This is a genomic window from Streptomyces sp. M-16, assembly GCF_052114405.1.
Classification (GTDB): Bacteria; Actinomycetota; Actinomycetes; order Streptomycetales; family Streptomycetaceae; genus Streptomyces.
The window spans coordinates 1-15,754 of sequence record NZ_JBFRER010000016.1 but is presented as its reverse complement, the minus strand read 5'-3'; the positions used below and the strand labels follow the sequence as shown (position 1 = coordinate 15,754).

Annotated in this window: 15 protein-coding genes, 1 tRNA gene and 1 pseudogene; 5 read left to right on the top strand and 12 right to left on the bottom strand. The window is 72.9% G+C overall.

Annotated features, from left to right (window positions below):
* The first annotated feature begins 50 nt into the window (after window positions 1–50).
* Entirely contained in the window at window positions 51–707 is a 657-nt protein-coding gene (locus AB4039_RS10125; protein ID WP_442270533.1) for an SDR family oxidoreductase, read from the top strand.
* Window positions 708–738: 31 nt separating this feature from the next.
* Here AB4039_RS10125 and AB4039_RS10120 read toward each other — a convergent pair whose 3' ends face one another.
* Complete coding sequence (locus AB4039_RS10120; RefSeq protein ID WP_266841110.1) at window positions 739–1,179, bottom strand: DUF3574 domain-containing protein; 441 nt, start codon at window positions 1,177–1,179, stop codon at window positions 739–741.
* 106 nt (window positions 1,180–1,285) lie between these two features.
* Between AB4039_RS10120 and AB4039_RS10115 the strand changes: the two genes are divergently transcribed.
* Window positions 1,286–1,798, top strand: coding sequence for a hypothetical protein (locus AB4039_RS10115; RefSeq protein ID WP_266841109.1), 513 nt, complete (start codon window positions 1,286–1,288; stop codon window positions 1,796–1,798).
* A gap of 77 nt (window positions 1,799–1,875) precedes the next feature.
* Here the strand turns inward: AB4039_RS10115 and AB4039_RS10110 are convergent.
* A tRNA-Tyr gene (locus tag AB4039_RS10110) sits at window positions 1,876–1,957 on the bottom strand.
* Window positions 1,958–2,156: 199 nt separating this feature from the next.
* Between AB4039_RS10110 and AB4039_RS10105 the strand changes: the two genes are divergently transcribed.
* From AB4039_RS10105 to AB4039_RS10095, 3 genes are all read left to right on the top strand, one after another.
* Window positions 2,157–2,645, top strand: a complete 489-nt coding sequence (locus tag AB4039_RS10105) for a YajQ family cyclic di-GMP-binding protein (protein WP_266841108.1) — start codon at window positions 2,157–2,159, stop codon at window positions 2,643–2,645.
* 237 nt (window positions 2,646–2,882) lie between these two features.
* Window positions 2,883–4,310, top strand: coding sequence for a SulP family inorganic anion transporter (locus AB4039_RS10100; protein ID WP_442270532.1), 1,428 nt, complete (start codon window positions 2,883–2,885; stop codon window positions 4,308–4,310).
* An 18-nt stretch (window positions 4,311–4,328) separates the two neighbouring features.
* The gene (locus AB4039_RS10095; RefSeq protein WP_442270531.1) at window positions 4,329–5,564 is read left to right on the top strand and encodes an APC family permease; all 1,236 of its coding nucleotides are present in this window, start codon (window positions 4,329–4,331) and stop codon (window positions 5,562–5,564) included.
* Between the two features lie 320 nt (window positions 5,565–5,884).
* On the opposite strand, the gene AB4039_RS10090 is transcribed toward AB4039_RS10095, so the two are convergent.
* The 10 genes and pseudogenes from AB4039_RS10090 to AB4039_RS10045 form a co-directional block, all read right to left on the bottom strand.
* Window positions 5,885–6,277 carry a YccF domain-containing protein gene (locus AB4039_RS10090; protein ID WP_266841105.1) on the bottom strand — a complete coding sequence of 131 codons (393 nt, stop codon included), beginning with the start codon at window positions 6,275–6,277 and terminating at the stop codon, window positions 5,885–5,887.
* Window positions 6,274–7,137 (bottom strand): zinc metalloprotease HtpX, encoded by an 864-nt coding sequence (gene htpX, locus AB4039_RS10085; protein ID WP_266841103.1) that lies wholly within the window; start codon window positions 7,135–7,137, stop codon window positions 6,274–6,276. Before htpX ends, AB4039_RS10090 begins: the two co-directional genes overlap by 4 nt.
* 191 nt (window positions 7,138–7,328) lie before the next feature.
* A complete protein-coding gene (locus AB4039_RS10080) occupies window positions 7,329–8,864 on the bottom strand; it encodes an NADH-quinone oxidoreductase subunit N (protein WP_442270530.1) in 1,536 nt (511 codons plus the stop codon).
* Window positions 8,861–10,414: a complex I subunit 4 family protein gene (locus AB4039_RS10075; protein WP_442270555.1), complete on the bottom strand. Its 1,554-nt coding sequence runs from the start codon at window positions 10,412–10,414 to the stop codon at window positions 8,861–8,863. Before AB4039_RS10075 ends, AB4039_RS10080 begins: the two co-directional genes overlap by 4 nt.
* Before the next feature lie 38 nt (window positions 10,415–10,452).
* Window positions 10,453–12,537 (bottom strand): NADH-quinone oxidoreductase subunit L, encoded by a 2,085-nt coding sequence (locus AB4039_RS10070; RefSeq protein WP_266841099.1) that lies wholly within the window; start codon window positions 12,535–12,537, stop codon window positions 10,453–10,455.
* Window positions 12,534–12,893 carry an NADH-quinone oxidoreductase subunit NuoK gene (gene nuoK, locus AB4039_RS10065; protein WP_030241213.1) on the bottom strand — a complete coding sequence of 120 codons (360 nt, stop codon included), beginning with the start codon at window positions 12,891–12,893 and terminating at the stop codon, window positions 12,534–12,536. The genes AB4039_RS10070 and nuoK overlap by 4 nt, the downstream gene beginning before the upstream one ends.
* Entirely contained in the window at window positions 12,893–13,495 is a 603-nt protein-coding gene (locus AB4039_RS10060; RefSeq protein WP_266841097.1) for an NADH-quinone oxidoreductase subunit J, read from the bottom strand. Before AB4039_RS10060 ends, nuoK begins: the two co-directional genes overlap by 1 nt.
* Window positions 13,492–14,121, bottom strand: a complete 630-nt coding sequence (locus AB4039_RS10055; protein WP_442270529.1) for a NuoI/complex I 23 kDa subunit family protein — start codon at window positions 14,119–14,121, stop codon at window positions 13,492–13,494. Before AB4039_RS10055 ends, AB4039_RS10060 begins: the two co-directional genes overlap by 4 nt.
* A complete protein-coding gene (locus AB4039_RS10050; RefSeq protein ID WP_266841093.1) occupies window positions 14,121–15,089 on the bottom strand; it encodes a complex I subunit 1 family protein in 969 nt (322 codons plus the stop codon). The genes AB4039_RS10055 and AB4039_RS10050 overlap by 1 nt, the downstream gene beginning before the upstream one ends.
* A pseudogene (locus tag AB4039_RS10045) lies at window positions 15,086–15,754 on the bottom strand (NADH-quinone oxidoreductase subunit C); the annotation flags it as partial. The pseudogene AB4039_RS10045 and the gene AB4039_RS10050, both read right to left, overlap by 4 nt.

Sequence of the window (15,754 nt, the reverse complement as noted above, 5' to 3'; positions counted from 1 at the left end):
CCGCGGGCCGTTCGCGGGCGTGGGCGCCCGGTCCGTCGTACGGTCGGGACATGCGCATCGTCATCGCGGGTGGACACGGTCAGATCGCGCTGCGGCTGGAGCCCCTGCTCGCCGCGCGCGGGTACGAGGTCGCGGGCATCATCCGTGATCCGGAGCAGGGCGCCGATCTGCGGGCGGCCGGCGCCGAACCGGTGCTGTGCGACCTGGAGTCGGCTTCGGTCGAGCACGTGGCGGGGATCCTGCAGGGCGCGGACGTGGCGGTGTTCGCCGCCGGGGCCGGTCCGGGCAGCGGCGTCGAGCGCAAGGACACCGTGGACCGGGGCGCGGCGGTGCTGTTCGCCGACGCCGCCGAACGGGCGCGCGTGCGGCGCTTCCTGATGGTGTCCTCGATGGGCGCCGACTCCCGCCACGAGGGGGACGAGGTCTTCGATGTCTATCTGCGGGCCAAGGGCGAGGCCGACGACCACGTCCGCACGCGGCTGGGGCTGGAGTGGACGATCCTGCGGCCGGGCGCGCTGACGAACGACCCGGGTACGGGTCTGGTCCGGCTGGAGGCGCACACCGGCCGGGGCTCGGTGCCGCGTGAGGACGTGGCGGCGGTGCTGGCGGAGCTGGTGGAGACTCCGGCGACGGCCGGTCTGACGCTGGAGCTGGTGTCGGGTTCGAAGCCGGTGTCGGTGGCGGTGAAGGACGTGGCGGGCAACTGAGGGCGGGGGCGCGGCGCGTTCCGAGTGCCCGTCAGAAGCCGGCCTCCAGCTTGTCGTCGGAGCGGCCGACGGATTCCTGCCGGAAGCGCTCCCGGTAGGTCCGGCGGATCCGTTCGACGCGGGTGTCGCGTTCCTCGGCCTCCTTCTCGGGGTAGAGCAGGACGACTTCGTACGAGGTTTCGCGGACGATCGCGCCGCCGGGTCCGCTCCGCTGGCCGTGTCCGTCCCGGAGGGTCAGCCCTTCGGGGAAGGCGGGGGTGACCTCCCGGTCCAGGAACCGCATGAACTCGCTCCGGGCGACGGGGTCCCTGCCGCCGGGGCGTTCGGTGCCGAAGTAGAGGCGGGTTTCCCGGTAGGGCTCCCCCTCGTGCCCGTGGAGCGTCGCTCCGAGCAGGGCCGGGATGCCCGCGCCGAGCAGGGCGGCCAGCACGCCGCCGCCGACCTTCCCCCGTGTGTCCGATGTCCATGTCACGCCCCGTGAACGACGGTCCGTCCACATCGGTGCGCCCGAGTGGCCCGATAGGGTCACCCCGGAATCGGCCGCAGGGGGCGGTCGTGCGAGGCGGTGGGGTCGGGGCATGGGCGAGGGCGACTGGCGGATCGGTGCGGCGGAGGGTGGCCGGCTCGCCGCCAGGTGGTGGAAGTGGGCCCTGTCCGCGCCGGTCGACGAGAGCCCCGTGGCCGATACGACAGGGGCCTACGCGGGGTGGCGGCAGCCGTCGGACCTGTGGTTCCTGGCGGGCACCTTCGGCGGCCGGGTGGTGCGCCGGTGCGGCGTCCCGGCGGGACCGCGGCTGTTCTTCCCGGTCCTGAACACCCAGCGGCCGGTGGTGCCCTTCGTGACCAAGCCGTGGCGCCTGGACGCGACCCGGGCCTGCGCGGCGCTGAACAGCACTCCCCTGCCGTTGAGCGAGTTCACCTCGAAGCCGTTCCTGAGCATGGGCATACCCCGGGTCGCCTGGGGTCTGTGGGGCGCTCTCGCGCCTCTTCCGGCGGGTCAGTTCGTCCTGGAGATCCAGGCGGCCGACACCCAGGGCTTCTGGGTCGACACCACGTACCACCTGACGGTGACCGATCCGGCGGCCGCGTAGACCGGTGCGGGCGGGCGGGTGTACGAAGAAACCCCCGCCCACTGCGCTTCCGCAGATGAACGGGGGTTCCACTCGCGTGGCGGCGCCAGGGTTCGAACCTGGGTAGGCTGAGCCGGCAGATTTACAGTCTGCTCCCTTTGGCCACTCGGGCACACCGCCAAGATCGCTGCCATCTTTCCGCCTTTCGGCGGCGCTCCTTGGCAACGACGTAAACAATACCCGATGCTCGGGGGTGGTTAGCCACCGGATTGATCAGCGCCGCGCGCCGGTGCGGTGGCTAGGCTTTGCGGAGCGGTCCGGGGATGTCCGGCCGCGCCCTCCGGGGCACATCACAGCCGACTTCAAGGAGCCACAGCACATGGCCGACTCCAGTTTCGACATCGTCTCGAAGGTCGAGCGGCAGGAGGTCGACAACGCCCTCAACCAGTCCTCGAAGGAGCTGTCGCAGCGCTACGACTTCAAGGGCACGGGCGCGTCGATCGCCTGGTCCGGCGAGAAGATCCTGATGGAGGCGAACTCCGAGGAGCGCGTCAAGGCCGTCCTCGACGTGTTCGAGACCAAGCTGGTCAAGCGCGGCATCTCGCTGAAGGCGCTGGACGCCGGCGAGCCGCAGCTGTCCGGCAAGGAGTACAAGATCTTCGCGACGATCGAGGAGGGCATCTCCCAGGAGAACGCCAAGAAGGTCGCGAAGATCATCCGGGACGAGGGCCCCAAGGGCGTCAAGGCCCAGGTCCAGGGTGAAGAGCTGCGCGTCAGCTCCAAGAGCCGCGACGACCTCCAGACCGTCCAGGCCCTGCTGAAGGGCAAGGACCTGGACTTCGCGATCCAGTTCGTGAACTACCGCTGACCGGCGCCTGTGACGCGCCACTGAGCGGACCCGCGGGGCACAGCGGGGGCAGATCGCCGAGGCCTTCCTCGGCGGCCGCCCGCGCTGTGCCCTTCGTCGTGTCGGCGCTCGTCAGGGCGTGTGCCCGGCGTGAACGGCGCACGCTCCTCCGCGGCCCCCTCATGGTCACTAGGCGCGGGCCGGTGCGCCCGTCACGCTGGGTGAAACATCAACCACCGCGTGACAGGGGGTCCCCGCATGCCTGGGGCCGGCAGTTTCCGAGCGGACTTCGGGGCGTCCGTCGTCGTGGCGCTGGTCGCGCTACCGCTGTGCGTGGGGGTGGCCGTCGCCTCCGGGGTGCCGGCCGAGCTGGGGATCGTCACCGGGGTGGTCGGCGGCTTGGTGACCGGCTGGTTCCGGGGTAGCTCGCTGCAGGTCAGCGGCCCGGCCGCCGGGCTGACGGTGCTGGTCTACGAGGCCGTGAGCGCCTACGGACTGCCCGCGCTCGGGGTGCTGGTGCTGGCCGCCGGGCTGCTCCAGCTCGTCATGGGCGCGCTGCGGCTGGGCCGGTGGTTCCGGGCGATCTCCGTGGCCGTCGTGCACGGGATGCTCGCCGGAATCGGGCTGGTGCTGATCGTGGGACAGCTCTACGCCCTGGGCGGCGTCGAGGCGCCGGGGCGGACGCTGGCCAAGCTGGGCGCGATGCACGAGCTCGGGGCGCGGGCGGACTGGGCGGCGGTGGCGCTCGGCGCCGGGACCATCGCGGTCCTGGTCCTCTGGCGGCGGCTGCCGCCCCGATGGCTGCCGGTGCCCGGGGCGCTCGTCGGGGTGGCCGCCGCCACCGCCGCGGCCGCGCTGCTGCGGCTGCCCGTGGAGCGGGTGCGGGTGACCGGGGTGCTGGACGCGGTGGCGCCGCCCGACTGGAACGACTTCGGGGTGCTGGCGTCCGCGGGGGCCGTCGGAACGGTGATCGCGCTCGCGCTGATCGCCTCGGCCGAGACCCTGTTCAGCGCGGCGGCCGTCGACCGGATGCACCAGGGGGCCAGGACCGAGTACGACCGGGAGCTGATCGCCCAGGGGGTGGGCAACACCGTCTGCGGTCTGCTCGGGGCGTTGCCCATGACCGCCGTCATCGTGCGCAGCTCCGCCAACGTGGAGGCCGGGGCCCGCACCCGGGCCTCGCGGATCCTGCACGGCGCCTGGCTGCTGTCGTTCGCCGCGGTGTTCCCCGGGGTGCTGGAGGCCGTGCCGCTCGCAGCGCTCGCCGGGGTGCTGCTGCACGCGGGCTGGAAGCTGCTGCCGGCGCGCGCGGTGGCCGCCCTGTGGCGGTCCCACCGGGGGGAGGCCGTGGTGCTGCTGGCGACGGCCGTCGCCATCGTGGCGACCAGCCTGTTCGAGGGGGTGCTGGTCGGGCTGGGGCTCGCCGTGGCCAAGGCTGCCTGGGAGACCTCCCACGTGCACATCGAGGAGGTCTGGGAGGGCGAGGAGCTGTGCGTCCGGGTCGTGGGGAACGCCAGCTTCCTGAAGCTGCCCAAGCTGCTGGACTCCCTGGAGGCGGTACCGCACGCCGCGTCGGTGCGCCTCGACCTCAGCGGGCTGCGGCACCTCGACCACGCCTGTCTGACGGCTCTGGAGGGCTGGGAGCGCACGCGGACGCCGCTTCCCGGCCGGGAGGGCGTCATCTAGGGCGATTATCCTCCGCGCGTGGACAACGAGTTGAGACGCACCCTGGGCGTGTCGGACGCGGTGGTGGTGGGGCTGGGTGCGATGGTCGGCGCCGGGATCTTCGCGGCCCTGGCCCCGGCGGCGCGGGCGGCGGGCGGCGCCCTCCTCGCCGCTCTGGCGGTGGCGGCCCTGGTGGCCTACTGCAACGCCCGTTCCTCGGCGCGGCTCGCCGCCCGGTACCCGTCCTCCGGCGGGACGTACGTGTACGGGCGCGAGCGGCTCGGTCCCTTCTGGGGGTACCTGGCCGGCTGGGGCTTCGTGGTGGGCAAGACGGCCTCCTGCGCGGCGATGGCGCTGACCGTGGGTGCGTACGTGTGGCCCGGACGGGAGCACGTCGTGGCCGCCCTGGCGGTGGTGGCGGTGACCGCGGCGGGCTGTGGCGGGGTGCGGAAGTCCGCCCGGACGGCCCGGCTGATCGTGGTGGCGGTACTGGCCGTGCTGGCCGCGGTGGTGGTGGCGTGCCTGACGTCGGGGGCGGCGCAGTCCGGCCGGCTCGGCGGGACGGACCCGGGCGCGGTCGGGGTGCTGCAGGGGGCGGGGCTGTTGTTCTTCGCCTTCGCGGGCTACGCCCGGATCACCACCCTGGGCGAGGAGGTGCGCGATCCGGAGCGCACGATCCCCCGCGCGGTGCCGATCGCGCTGGGAATCGCCCTGTGTGTGTACGCCGCCGTGACGGTGGCGGTGCTGTCGGTGCTCGGGGCCGACGTGCTGGCGGGGTCGACGGCGCCGCTGGCGGACGCGGTGCGGGCGGCCGGGTGGCCCGCACTGGTGCCGGTGGTACGGGTGGGGGCGGTGCTGGCCGCGCTGGGCTCCCTGCTGGCCCTGGTGCTCGGGGTGTCGCGGACCGTCCTGGCGATGGCCCGGGACGGCCATCTGCCGCGTCCGCTGGCCGCCGTTCATCCCGGGCGGCAGGTCCCGCACCGTGCCGAGGCGGCCGTGGGCGCGGTCGTGGCGGTGCTCGCGGCCACGGTCGATCTGCGGGGCGCGATCGGCTTCTCCTCCTTCGGAGTGCTGGCCTACTACGCGATCGCGAACGCCTCCGCGTGGACTCTCGGTTCAGCTGTCAAGGACCGGGCCGTGGCAGCGGTCGGGCTGTCCGGCTGCGTACTGCTCGCCTGCGCGCTGCCCCTCGTCTCGACGGTGACGGGGGTCGCGGTGCTGGCGCTGGGGGCGCTGTCCTACGGGGTGCGCCGCCGCTCAGGCTCCGGGAGCTGAACGGGATCCGAAGCGGGTCCGAGGGACGGTATCCGGGGCTCGCCGCTCCCCCGCGCGGGCTCCGGCACACGGCGGCGGCGCGGGGGCCGGAGGAAGGCGGGGCGAGGCCGTACGGGTGCGGCCGGGCGGGTCCCCGTACCGCCCGCTGGGCCTGTCACGCGGCTCGGGGAGCGGCGCGCGCAGGGGCTCACGCGAGAGGTGGCTTGCTGGAGCAACTGCTCGGTCTCGTTCATGTGTTCATGGTGAGGCACGCCACCGACAGTCCGCCAGGCCTGTGGAAAACCCCCGGAGGCAGGGCCACCGGGGGGGTGCGGAGCAGGTCAGCGGGCGGCGAAGGGGGCGTCCGTCGGAACGATTTCGCGGCCCAGCGGGAGCAGGGAGAGGGGGACCATCTTGAAGTTGGCGATGCCGAACGGGATGCCGATGATCGTGATGCACAGGGCGATGCCGGTGACGATGTGGCCGATGGCGAGCCACCAGCCGGCGAGGACCAGCCACAGGACGTTGCCGATGCAGGAGCCGGCGCCCGCGTCGTGGCGCTCGACCGTCGTGTAGCCGAAGGGCCAGAGGGCGTAGACGGCGATGCGGAAGGCCGCGATGCCGAACGGGATCCCGATGATGGTGATGCACAGCAGTACCCCGGCGAGGCAGTAGCCGAGGAAGAGCCAGATCCCGCTGAGCACGAGCCAAATGACGTTCAGGATGGTTTTCACTGGCTGCGTCCTGCCATCTGTTCGAGTCGGGCGATGCGCTCGGCCATCGGAGGATGCGTCGAGAACATCTTGGAGAGCCCCTCGCCGGGCCGGAACGGGTTGGCGATCATCATGTGGCTCGCCGTCTCCAGCCGGGGTTCCGGGGGCAGGGGGAGCTGCTTGGTGCCGGCGTCCAGCTTGCGCAGGGCACTGGCCAGCGCCAGGGGGTCGCCGGTGAGCTGGGCCCCGGAGGCGTCCGCCTCGTACTCGCGCGAGCGGCTGATGGCGAGCTGGATCACGGAGGCGGCCAGCGGGCCGAGGATCATGATCAGCAGCATGCCGAAGAGGCCGGGGCCCTCGTCGTCGTTGGACCGGCCGATCGGGATCAGCCAGGCGAAGTTCACCAGGAACATGATCACGGAGGCCAGGGCTCCGGCGACCGACGAGATCAGGATGTCCCGGTTGTAGACGTGGCTCAGCTCATGGCCGATGACCCCGCGCAGTTCGCGCTCGTCGAGGATCCGCAGGATGCCCTCGGTGCAGCAGACGGCGGCGTTGCGCGGGTTGCGGCCGGTGGCGAAGGCGTTGGGCGCCTCGGTCGGGGAGATGTAGAGCCGTGGCATGGGCTGGCGCGCGGAAGTGGAGAGCTCGCGCACCATCCGGTAGAGCTCGGGGGCCTCGAATTCGCTGACGGGCCGGGCGCGCATCGCGCGTAGAGCCAGCTTGTCGCTGTTCCAGTACGCGTACGCGTTCGTCCCCAGGGCGATGACGACGGCGATGATCAGGCCGGCCCGTCCGAAGAAGCTTCCGATGAGGATGATGAGTGCGGACAGCCCGCCGAGGAGTACGGCGGTCTTCAGCCCGTTGTGCCGGCGGTGCACGGTACGCCCTCCAAGTGGTGCGGCAGGGGAAACCCGTCCTGTCCCAGGGTCTTTCGGTCCAGTGGACCCTCCCTTCCTGGTCAACGCGAGGTGGAGGCTTCTGGTTCCCCGGGCACGACGGCGCCGCCGCCCCCGTGGCCTGGGCCGGGGGGCGGCGGCGGGCGTTGCTCCGTTCGGGTTGCCGCGTCGGGCTACTGCGGGAAGAGGGTGCCCGAGGCGAACCGCAGGACCAGCTGGGGGGCTCCGGAGAGGACCAGGGCGGTGACGGCGGTGAGGGCGATCGCGGCCTTGACCGGCGGGGGCGTCTTCGTGCGTACGGCCCCCTCGGGCGCTCCCTCCTGCGCGGGGCGGAAGAGGAGCGCCGTCCAGCGCAGGTAGTAGTACAGGGCGACGACGACGTTGACGGCCATGAGCACGGCAAGCCACCCCAGGCCCGCGTCGACGGCGGACCGGAAGACGACGACCTTGGCGAAGAGGCCGATGATGCCGGGCGGCAGGCCGGCCAGGCAGAGCAGGAAGAAGGCCATCGAGAGGGCGGCGAGGGGGCGCTCGGCGTACAGGCCCCGGTAGTCGCTGATGCGGTTCAGCGGCTTCGTACGGGCGACCAGGGCGGCCACGGAGAAGGCGCCGAGGTTCACGGTGGCGTACATCAGGGCGTAGGCGACGGTGGAGCCGATCTGGTCGCGGTCCGAGTACGCGGCCGCGGCGATCGGGACGAGCAGGTAGCCGGCCTGGCCCACGGAGGACCAGGCGAGCAGCCGGACGGCGCTGTTGGGGCGGTCCGGGGACTGGCGCAGGGCGGCGGCGTTGCCGAGGGTCATGGTGAGCGCGGCGAGGACGGCCAGGGCCGGGCCCCAGACGTCGGAGTACGCCGGGAAGGCGATCACGGTGACGAGGACGAGGCCGGTGAAACCGACGGCCTTGCCGATCACGGAGAGGTAGCCGGCGACGGGCAGCGGGGCGCCCACGTAGGTGTCCGGGACCCAGAAGTGGAAGGGCACGGCGGCCGTCTTGAAGGCGAAGCCGACGAGGGTGAGCGCGACGCCCGCCATGGCGAGGCTGCCGAGCTGCCCGGGGACGTCTTCGAGCCCCTCGGCGACCTGGGACAGGTACAGGGAGCCGGTGGCTCCGTAGACGAAGCTGACGCCCATCAGGGACACGGCGGTGGCGGTGACCGAGGACAGGAAGAACTTGAGGGCGGCCTCGGAGGAGAGCCGGTCGCCGCGGCGCATGCCGACGAGGGCGAAGGCGGGCAGCGAGGCGACTTCGAGGGCGACGATCAGGGTCGCGAGGTCGCGCGCGGCGGGCAGCAGGGCCGCGCCGGCGGCGGAGGAGAGCAGCAGGAACCAGTACTCGCCGGCCGGGATGCGCCCCTCGCGGACGGCGGTCAGCGACAGGAGGGCGGTGACCAGGGCTCCGGCCAGCACCAGGAACTGCACGACGAGCGCGAAGTGGTCGGCGGTGTAGCTGCACGCGCCGGGGTCGCCGGTGAGGCAGAAGGTGGTGCGGTCCCCGGCGCGCAGCGGCAGCAGGGCGGCGGTCGCGACGGCCAGGCCGGCGACCGAGATCCAGCCGAGGAGCGGCTTGCGGGCCTCCGGTACGAAGAGGTCGGCGACCAGGACGAGCAGGGCGACGGCGGCGGGGACGACCACGGGCGCGATCGCGAGCCAGTCGACGGACTGGACCAGGGTGGCGGTGTCGGCGGCGAGGACCGTGGGGGCCGTCATGCGTTGCCTCCTGCGAGGAGCTTCTGGACGGCCGGGTCGGTGAGGCCGAGGAGGGTCGCGGGCCACAGGCCGGCGAGGACGGTGAGGGCGACGAGCGGGGTCCAGGCGGCGAACTCGTAGTGCTGGACGTCCGCGAGGGAGACCTCGGGACCGGCCTCGGGGTCGCCCATGCAGACGCGCCGTACGACGATCAGCAGGTAGGCGGCGGTCAGCAGGGTGCCGAACGCGCCGACGGCCATGTAGGTGAGGAAGGCCGGCCGGGACAGGCCCTCGGCCGGGTCGAAGGCGCCGAACAGGGCCAGCATCTCGCCCCAGAAGCCGGCCAGGCCGGGCAGTCCGAGGGAGGCGACGGCGGCGAAGGCGAGGAGCGCGCCGAGGCGGGGGGCGCGGCCGTAGAGGGCCGCGCCGGTGACTCCGGCGAGGGTGTCGAGGTCGCTGCTGCCGTAGCGGTCCTTGAGGGCGCCGACCAGGAAGAAGAGGAGGCCGGTGATCAGTCCGTGGGCGATGTTCGCGAACAGCGCGCCGTTGACCCCGGTGGGGGTCAGGGTGGCGATGCCGAGCAGGACGAAGCCCATGTGGCCGACGGAGGAGTAGGCGATGAGCCGCTTGAGGTCGCCCTTGTTGCCCTTGCGGGTGAGGGCCAGGCAGGCGAGGGATCCGTAGACGATGCCGACGGCGGCGAAGGCGCCGAGGTACGGGGCGAAGGTGTGCATGCCGTCGGGGGTGACGGGCAGCAGGATGCGGACGAAGCCGTACGTGCCCATTTTCAGCATCACGCCCGCGAGCAGCACGGAGCCGACGGTGGGGGCGGCGGTGTGGGCGTCCGGCAGCCAGCTGTGCAGCGGCCACATCGGGGTCTTCACGGCGAGGCCGAGACCGATGGCCAGGACGGCCAGGATCTGGGTGGTGTGGGACAGTCCGCGGCCGTTGTCAGAGGCGAGTGCCACCATGTCGAAGGTGCCGCTGTTCAGTCCGATCAGCAGCAGTCCGAGGAGCATGACCACGGAGCCGAGGAGGGTGAACAGGATGAACTTCCAGGCRGCGGCCTGCCGCTGAGCACCGCCCCAGCGGGCGATGAGGAAGTACATCGGGATGAGGACCATCTCGAAGGCGAGGAAGAAGAGCAGCAGGTCGAGGACGGCGAAGGTGGCGAGGGTGCCGGCCTCCAGGACGAGCAGCAGGGAGACGAAGGCCTTCGCGGAGGGGCCCTCGGGGAGCTTGAAGTAGCTGTACACCGCGCAGAGGAAGAACAGCAGCGCGGTCATCAGGAGGAGGGGGAGCGAGATGCCGTCGATGCCGAGGTGGATCCGGATGTCCAGCGCCGGGATCCAGCTGATGTCCGTCGTCGCCTGGAAGCGGGACGGGGCGTCGTGGTCGAAGCCCAGGGCGAGGGCGATCGCCGCGGCGAGGACGGCTCCGGTGACGGTGACGCCGTGGCGCAGGACCGCCTGGTCGGGGTTCTTGCCCTTGAGGCCGGGCGGGGCGGGCAGCAGGGCCGCGAGGGCCCCGAGGAGCGGCACGGCCACGGTGAACGCCAGAAGGAACTGCATCACGGACGGGCTGATATCAATCACGGCTGACTCACGGCTCACGATCCGGCGTTGACGTTGGCGAGGACGGCGGTGGCGATCGCCAGGACCACGGCGCCGGCGAGCAGGGCGCTCAGGTAGCTCTGCACGTTGCCGGTCTGGGCCCGGCGTACGAGGGCGCCGAGCAGCCGGGGGCCGGCGCCCGCGCCGCGGACGTACGTGTCCACGACCTCGCGGTCGAGGAAGCGGACCAGCGTCGCGGCGGCCCGGACGGGGCGGACGAACAGCCTGCTGTACACGGCGTCGAGGTGGAAGCCGTCGGCGGCGTGGCGGTGCAGGGGGCCGAGGAGCGCGCGGCCCGGGTCGGGGGCGGGCCCGGCCGGGACGACGGGGTGCTCGTGGGTGACCTCGGCGACCTCGGGGGTCTCGGCGGCGGACTCCACGGCGGCAAGCGCGGCGGATTCGGCGGCGGCGACGGAGGCGGGCACGGGGGCGCCGGCGGCGGGGCCTGCGGGGGCCGTTCCGGGGGTGGGTGCGCTCGTGGCGCGGGCGGTGACGGCGGCGGTGGCTGCGGCCTTGGCCGCGGCGCGCTGCCAGAGGCCGTAGGTGAGGACCACGCCGATGAGGGCGGCGCCGGTGCCGAGGACCGAGGTGGCCACGGTCGGGGTGAGCTCCCTGCCGCCGAACCAGTCGGCGAGAGGTCCGGCGGCGAGGCCGAAGCCGACCGTGGGGATCGCCAGCAGCCACAGCACGCCGGTCATGGCGACGGGCTCCTTGCCGTGGTCGGGGGCGGCCGCGCCCCGGCCGCGGAAGGCCATCAGCCACAGCCGGGTGGCGTAGGCGGCGGTGAGCAGGGCCGTCAGCACACCGGCGACGAGCACCAGCCAGCCGGCGGCGCCGGGCGCGGTGTCGGAGTGTCCGGTCGCGGTCTGCTCGGCGGCGACGAGGACGGCTTCCTTGGAGAAGAAGCCAGCGAAGGGCGGGATGGCGGCGAGCGCGAGCAGCGCGATCGTCATCGTCCAGAAGGCGTCGGGGATGCGCTTGGCCAGGCCGTCCATGCGGGACATGGCGGCCAGGGAGTTCGTTCCGGCGGCGTGGATGATGACGCCCGCGCCGAGGAAGAGGAGCGCCTTGAAGGCGCCGTGGGACAGGAGGTGGAAGACGGCGGCCGCGCGGTCGCCGACGGCCAGGGCCCCGGTCATGTAGCCGAGCTGGCCGATCGTGGAGTAGGCGAGCACCCGCTTGATGTCGTCCTGTGCCAGGGCGGCGAGGGCGGAGCCGATCATCGTGACGGCCGCCATGACGGCCATGACCACCAGTGCGGCGCGCGAGGCCTCGAAGACGGGCAGGAGGCGGGCGATGAAGTAGATGCCGGCGGCGACCATCGTCGCGGCGTGGATCAGCGCGGAGACCGGGGTGGGGCCCGCCATGGCGTCCGGGAGCCAGGTGTGCAGCGGGAACTGGGCGGACTTGCCGGCGACGCCCGCGAGCAGGAGCAGCGCGATCAGCGTCGGGTGGTGGAGGCCACCGGAGGCGACGGTGCCCAGGATCTTGGTGATCTGGAAGGAGTCGGCGTCGGTGGCGAGGGCGAACAGTCCGATGAGGAAGGGGACGTCGCCGAGCTTGGTGACGAGGAAGGCCTTGAGGGAGGCGGAGCGGGCCGCTTCGGTCTCCCAGTAGTGGCCGACGAGGAAGTACGAGCAGATGCCCATGACCTCCCAGCCGACGAGCAGCACCATGAGGTCGCCGGAGTAGACGACGACCAGCATGGCGGAGGTGAAGAGGGAGACGAGCGCGGCGTACGAGGGGTAGCGCGGGTCGTCGCGGAGATAGGCCGTCGAGTAGAGCTGTACGCAGGTGGCGACGACCCCGACGAGGACGGCGACGAGGACGGCGAAGCCGTCCAGGTACAGCGACAGGTCGATGGGCACCGAGCCGGTCGGGGTCAGTTCGGTGGCGGTCTCGATGGGCGGGCCGCCGCCCTGGCGGACGGCGACGAACACGGCCAGTACGGCGGCGCCCAGCGTCGGCAGGATGGCGAGCGGCCGCACGAATCCGGGGGCGGTGCGGCCGAGGAGCAGGCCTGCCACCGCACCGAGGAAGGGCAGGACGGGGACGAGGACCGCGAGGGTCGTGGTGCTCACGCGGCGACCTCCGGCCGGGCGGTGTTGTCGTCGGGCCGGGCGGGCTCGTGGCCCTCGGCGGTGTCACGCAGCTTGTCGACGTCCGAGGTGCCGCGGTTGCGGTACACCATCAGCACGATCGCGAGGCCGATGCCGATCTCGGCGGCGGCGATGGCGATGGTGAAGAGCGTGAGGGCCTGTCCGGCGTGGAGGGTGTCGCGCAGCCAGACGTCGAAGGCCACCAGGTTGAGGTTGACGGCGTTGAGCATCAGCTCGACGGACATCAGGACCAGGATGGCGTTGCGGCGGGCGAGCACTCCGTAGAGGCCGGTGGCGAACAGGAGCGCCGCCAGGACGGCGGGGTAGGCGAGGTGCATCAGCGCCGGCCCTTCCCGGTGCGGGCGGCGGCGTCGGCGGCTTCCTCGGCGGCGGTGTTGCGCCGGGAGAGCACGATGGCGCCGATGAGGGCCGCGAGGAGGAGGACGGACAGTGCTTCGAAGGGGAGCACCCAGTGCTGGAAGAGGATCTCGCCGGTGACCTTGGTGGAGCCCTGGGCGGGCCCGTCGAGGTCGATCCAGGTGGTGCGGAAGGCGTCGACCACGACCCAGACGAGTGCGGCGCCCGCGAGGCCGGCGACGCCGAGGGCGACCCAGCGGTTGCCGGAGTCGGCGTCCGGTGAGCGGCCGATGGGGGCCTTGGTGAGCATGAGTCCGAAGAGGAGGAGGACGACCACGGAGCCGAGGTAGATCAGGACCTGGACCCAGGCGATGAACTCGGCGGTCAGCAGCAGGTACTCGACGGCGATCCCGCCGAGGGCGACGACCAGCCAGAGGGCGGCGTGCACGAGCTGCTTGGTGGTGACCGTGACGAGGGCGGCGCCGAGGGTGGCGAGGCCGACGAGGACGAAGGCGATCTCGACGCCGGTCGGCGAGAGGAAGCCGTGGCCCGCGGCGGCCAGGGGGGCGGTTGCGATGCTCACGCGTCGGCCTCCGGGGTGGTCGGGGGCGTACCGGGCGTGGTGTCCGCCGGCTGGTCCTGGGCGGCGGCGGCCGCGGCCGCGGCTTCGGCAGCGGCAGCGGCAGCCGCGGCTTCTGCCTTGTCCACGGCCTTGCGGGCGGCGGCGATCTCCTTGGGCTCCTCGGCGGCGGGGTCCAGGGCGGGCGGGGCCGGCACGGTCCACATCCACTCGCGCAGCTTGTCGCGCTCGTGGGTGAGCTCGTGGATGTCGGTCTCCGCGTACTCGAACTCCGGCGACCAGAAGAGGGCGTCGAAGGGGCACACCTCGATGCAGATGCCGCAGTACATGCAGAGGGAGAAGTCGATGGCGAAGCGGTCGAGGACGTTGCGGCTGCGCTCGCGGCCGCCGGGGGTGGCGGCGGGCACCGTCTCCTTGTGGGAGTCGATGTAGATGCACCAGTCGGGGCACTCGCGGGCGCACAGCATGCAGACCGTGCAGTTCTCCTCGAACAGGCCGATGACCCCGCGGCTGCGGGGCGGGAGCTCGGGCTGCGTCTCGGGGTACTGGGCGGTGTGCGCGCGCTTCGTCATCGTGCGCAGGGTGACGGCCAGGCCCTTGGCGAGGCCGGATCCGGGGATCGGGGGCATTACTGGATCGCCACCTTCACGATGCCGGTGAGCGCGATCTGGGCGAGCGCGAGGGGGATGAGCACGGTCCAGGCGAGCTTCTGGAGCTGGTCCTCGCGCAGGCGCGGGTAGCTCACGCGGAGCCAGATCACGACGAAGGCGAGGACCGCGACCTTGAGGAGGGTCCAGACCCAGCCGAGGCCGTCGCCGCCGAAGGGGCCGTGCCAGCCGCCGAGGAAGAGGACGGTGGTGAGGGCGCACAGGACGACGATGCCGGCGTACTCGGCGAGCAGGAACAGCGCGAAGCGCAGGCCGGTGTACTCGGTGTACGCGCCGAAGATGATCTCGGAGTCGGCGACGGGCATGTCGAACGGGGGCCGTTGGAGTTCGGCGAGGCCGGCGGTGAAGAAGACCAGCGCGCCGATGATCTGCCAGGGCAGCCACCACCACTCGAAGGCGTTGACGATGCCGGGCAGGGACACGGTCCCGGCGGCCATCGCCACGGAGGCGGCGGCGAGCAGCATGGGCAGCTCGTACGCGAGCAGCTGGGCGGCCGTACGGAGGCCGCCCAGCAGGGAGAACTTGTTCGCGGAGGCCCAGCCGCCCATGAGGGAGCCGAGGACTCCGATGCCCATGACGGCGAGCGCGAAGAAGAGGCCGGCGTCGATGACCTGGCCGACGGCGCCCTCGCCCGGCCCGATGGGGATGGCCAGGAGGACGAGCAGGTACGGCAGCAGGGCGACGGCGGGGGCGAGCTGGAAGATCCGCCGGTCGGCGTTGGCCGGGACGATGTCTTCCTTCTGCGCGAACTTCACGCCGTCGGCGACGAGCTGGGCCCAGCCGTGGAAGCCGCCGGCGTACATGGGGCCGAGGCGGCCCTGCATGTGCGCCATCACCTTGTGCTCGGTCTGTCCGACGACGAGCGGGAGCACGAGGAAGACGGCGAAGACGGCGATGAGTCGCAGGGCGACGTCGAGGACGTCGTTCACGCGTCGCCTCCGGTGGTGTCGGGATCGGGATCGGGATCGGGCTGGGGGGTGCCGGGCTCGGCCGCGGGCTCGGGCTCGGGCTCGGCCTTGGGCTCAGCCCCGGGCTTGGGCTCGGCCTTGGGCTCGGCCTCAGCCTTGGGCTCAGCCCCGGGCTTGGGCTCGGCCTTGGGCTCGGCCTCCGGCTTGGCCCCGGGGTCCAGGGGTGCGGCCGGGGACCCCCCGGGGTCTTCGAAGGCGGGCTTCGGGTTGTGCCAGGGGGCGTCGTCGCTGCGGGGGGCGGAGCGCCGGGGGGGCTCCGGCTGCGGGGTCGTCCCGGTGTCCCCCGCCGGGGCCGCCTGGCTCGCCGAGCCCTCCGACACCGAACGGCTACGACGGACCGGACGGGCGGCGTCGGGAGCGGCTGCGGCCGGAGCGGCGGAACCGGGAGCGGCGGTGTCCGCCGTCGGCGCCGCCTGGCTCGCCGAGCCCTCCGACACCGAACGGCTACGACGGACCGGACGGGCGGTGTCCGGAGCGGCTGCGGCCGGAGCGGCGGAACCGGGAGCGGCGGTGTCCGCCGTCGGCGCCGCCTGGCTCGCCGAGCCCTCCGACACCGAACGGCTACGACGGACCGGACGGGCGGCGTCGGGAGCGGCTGCGGCCGGAGCAGCGGCTGCGGCCGGAGC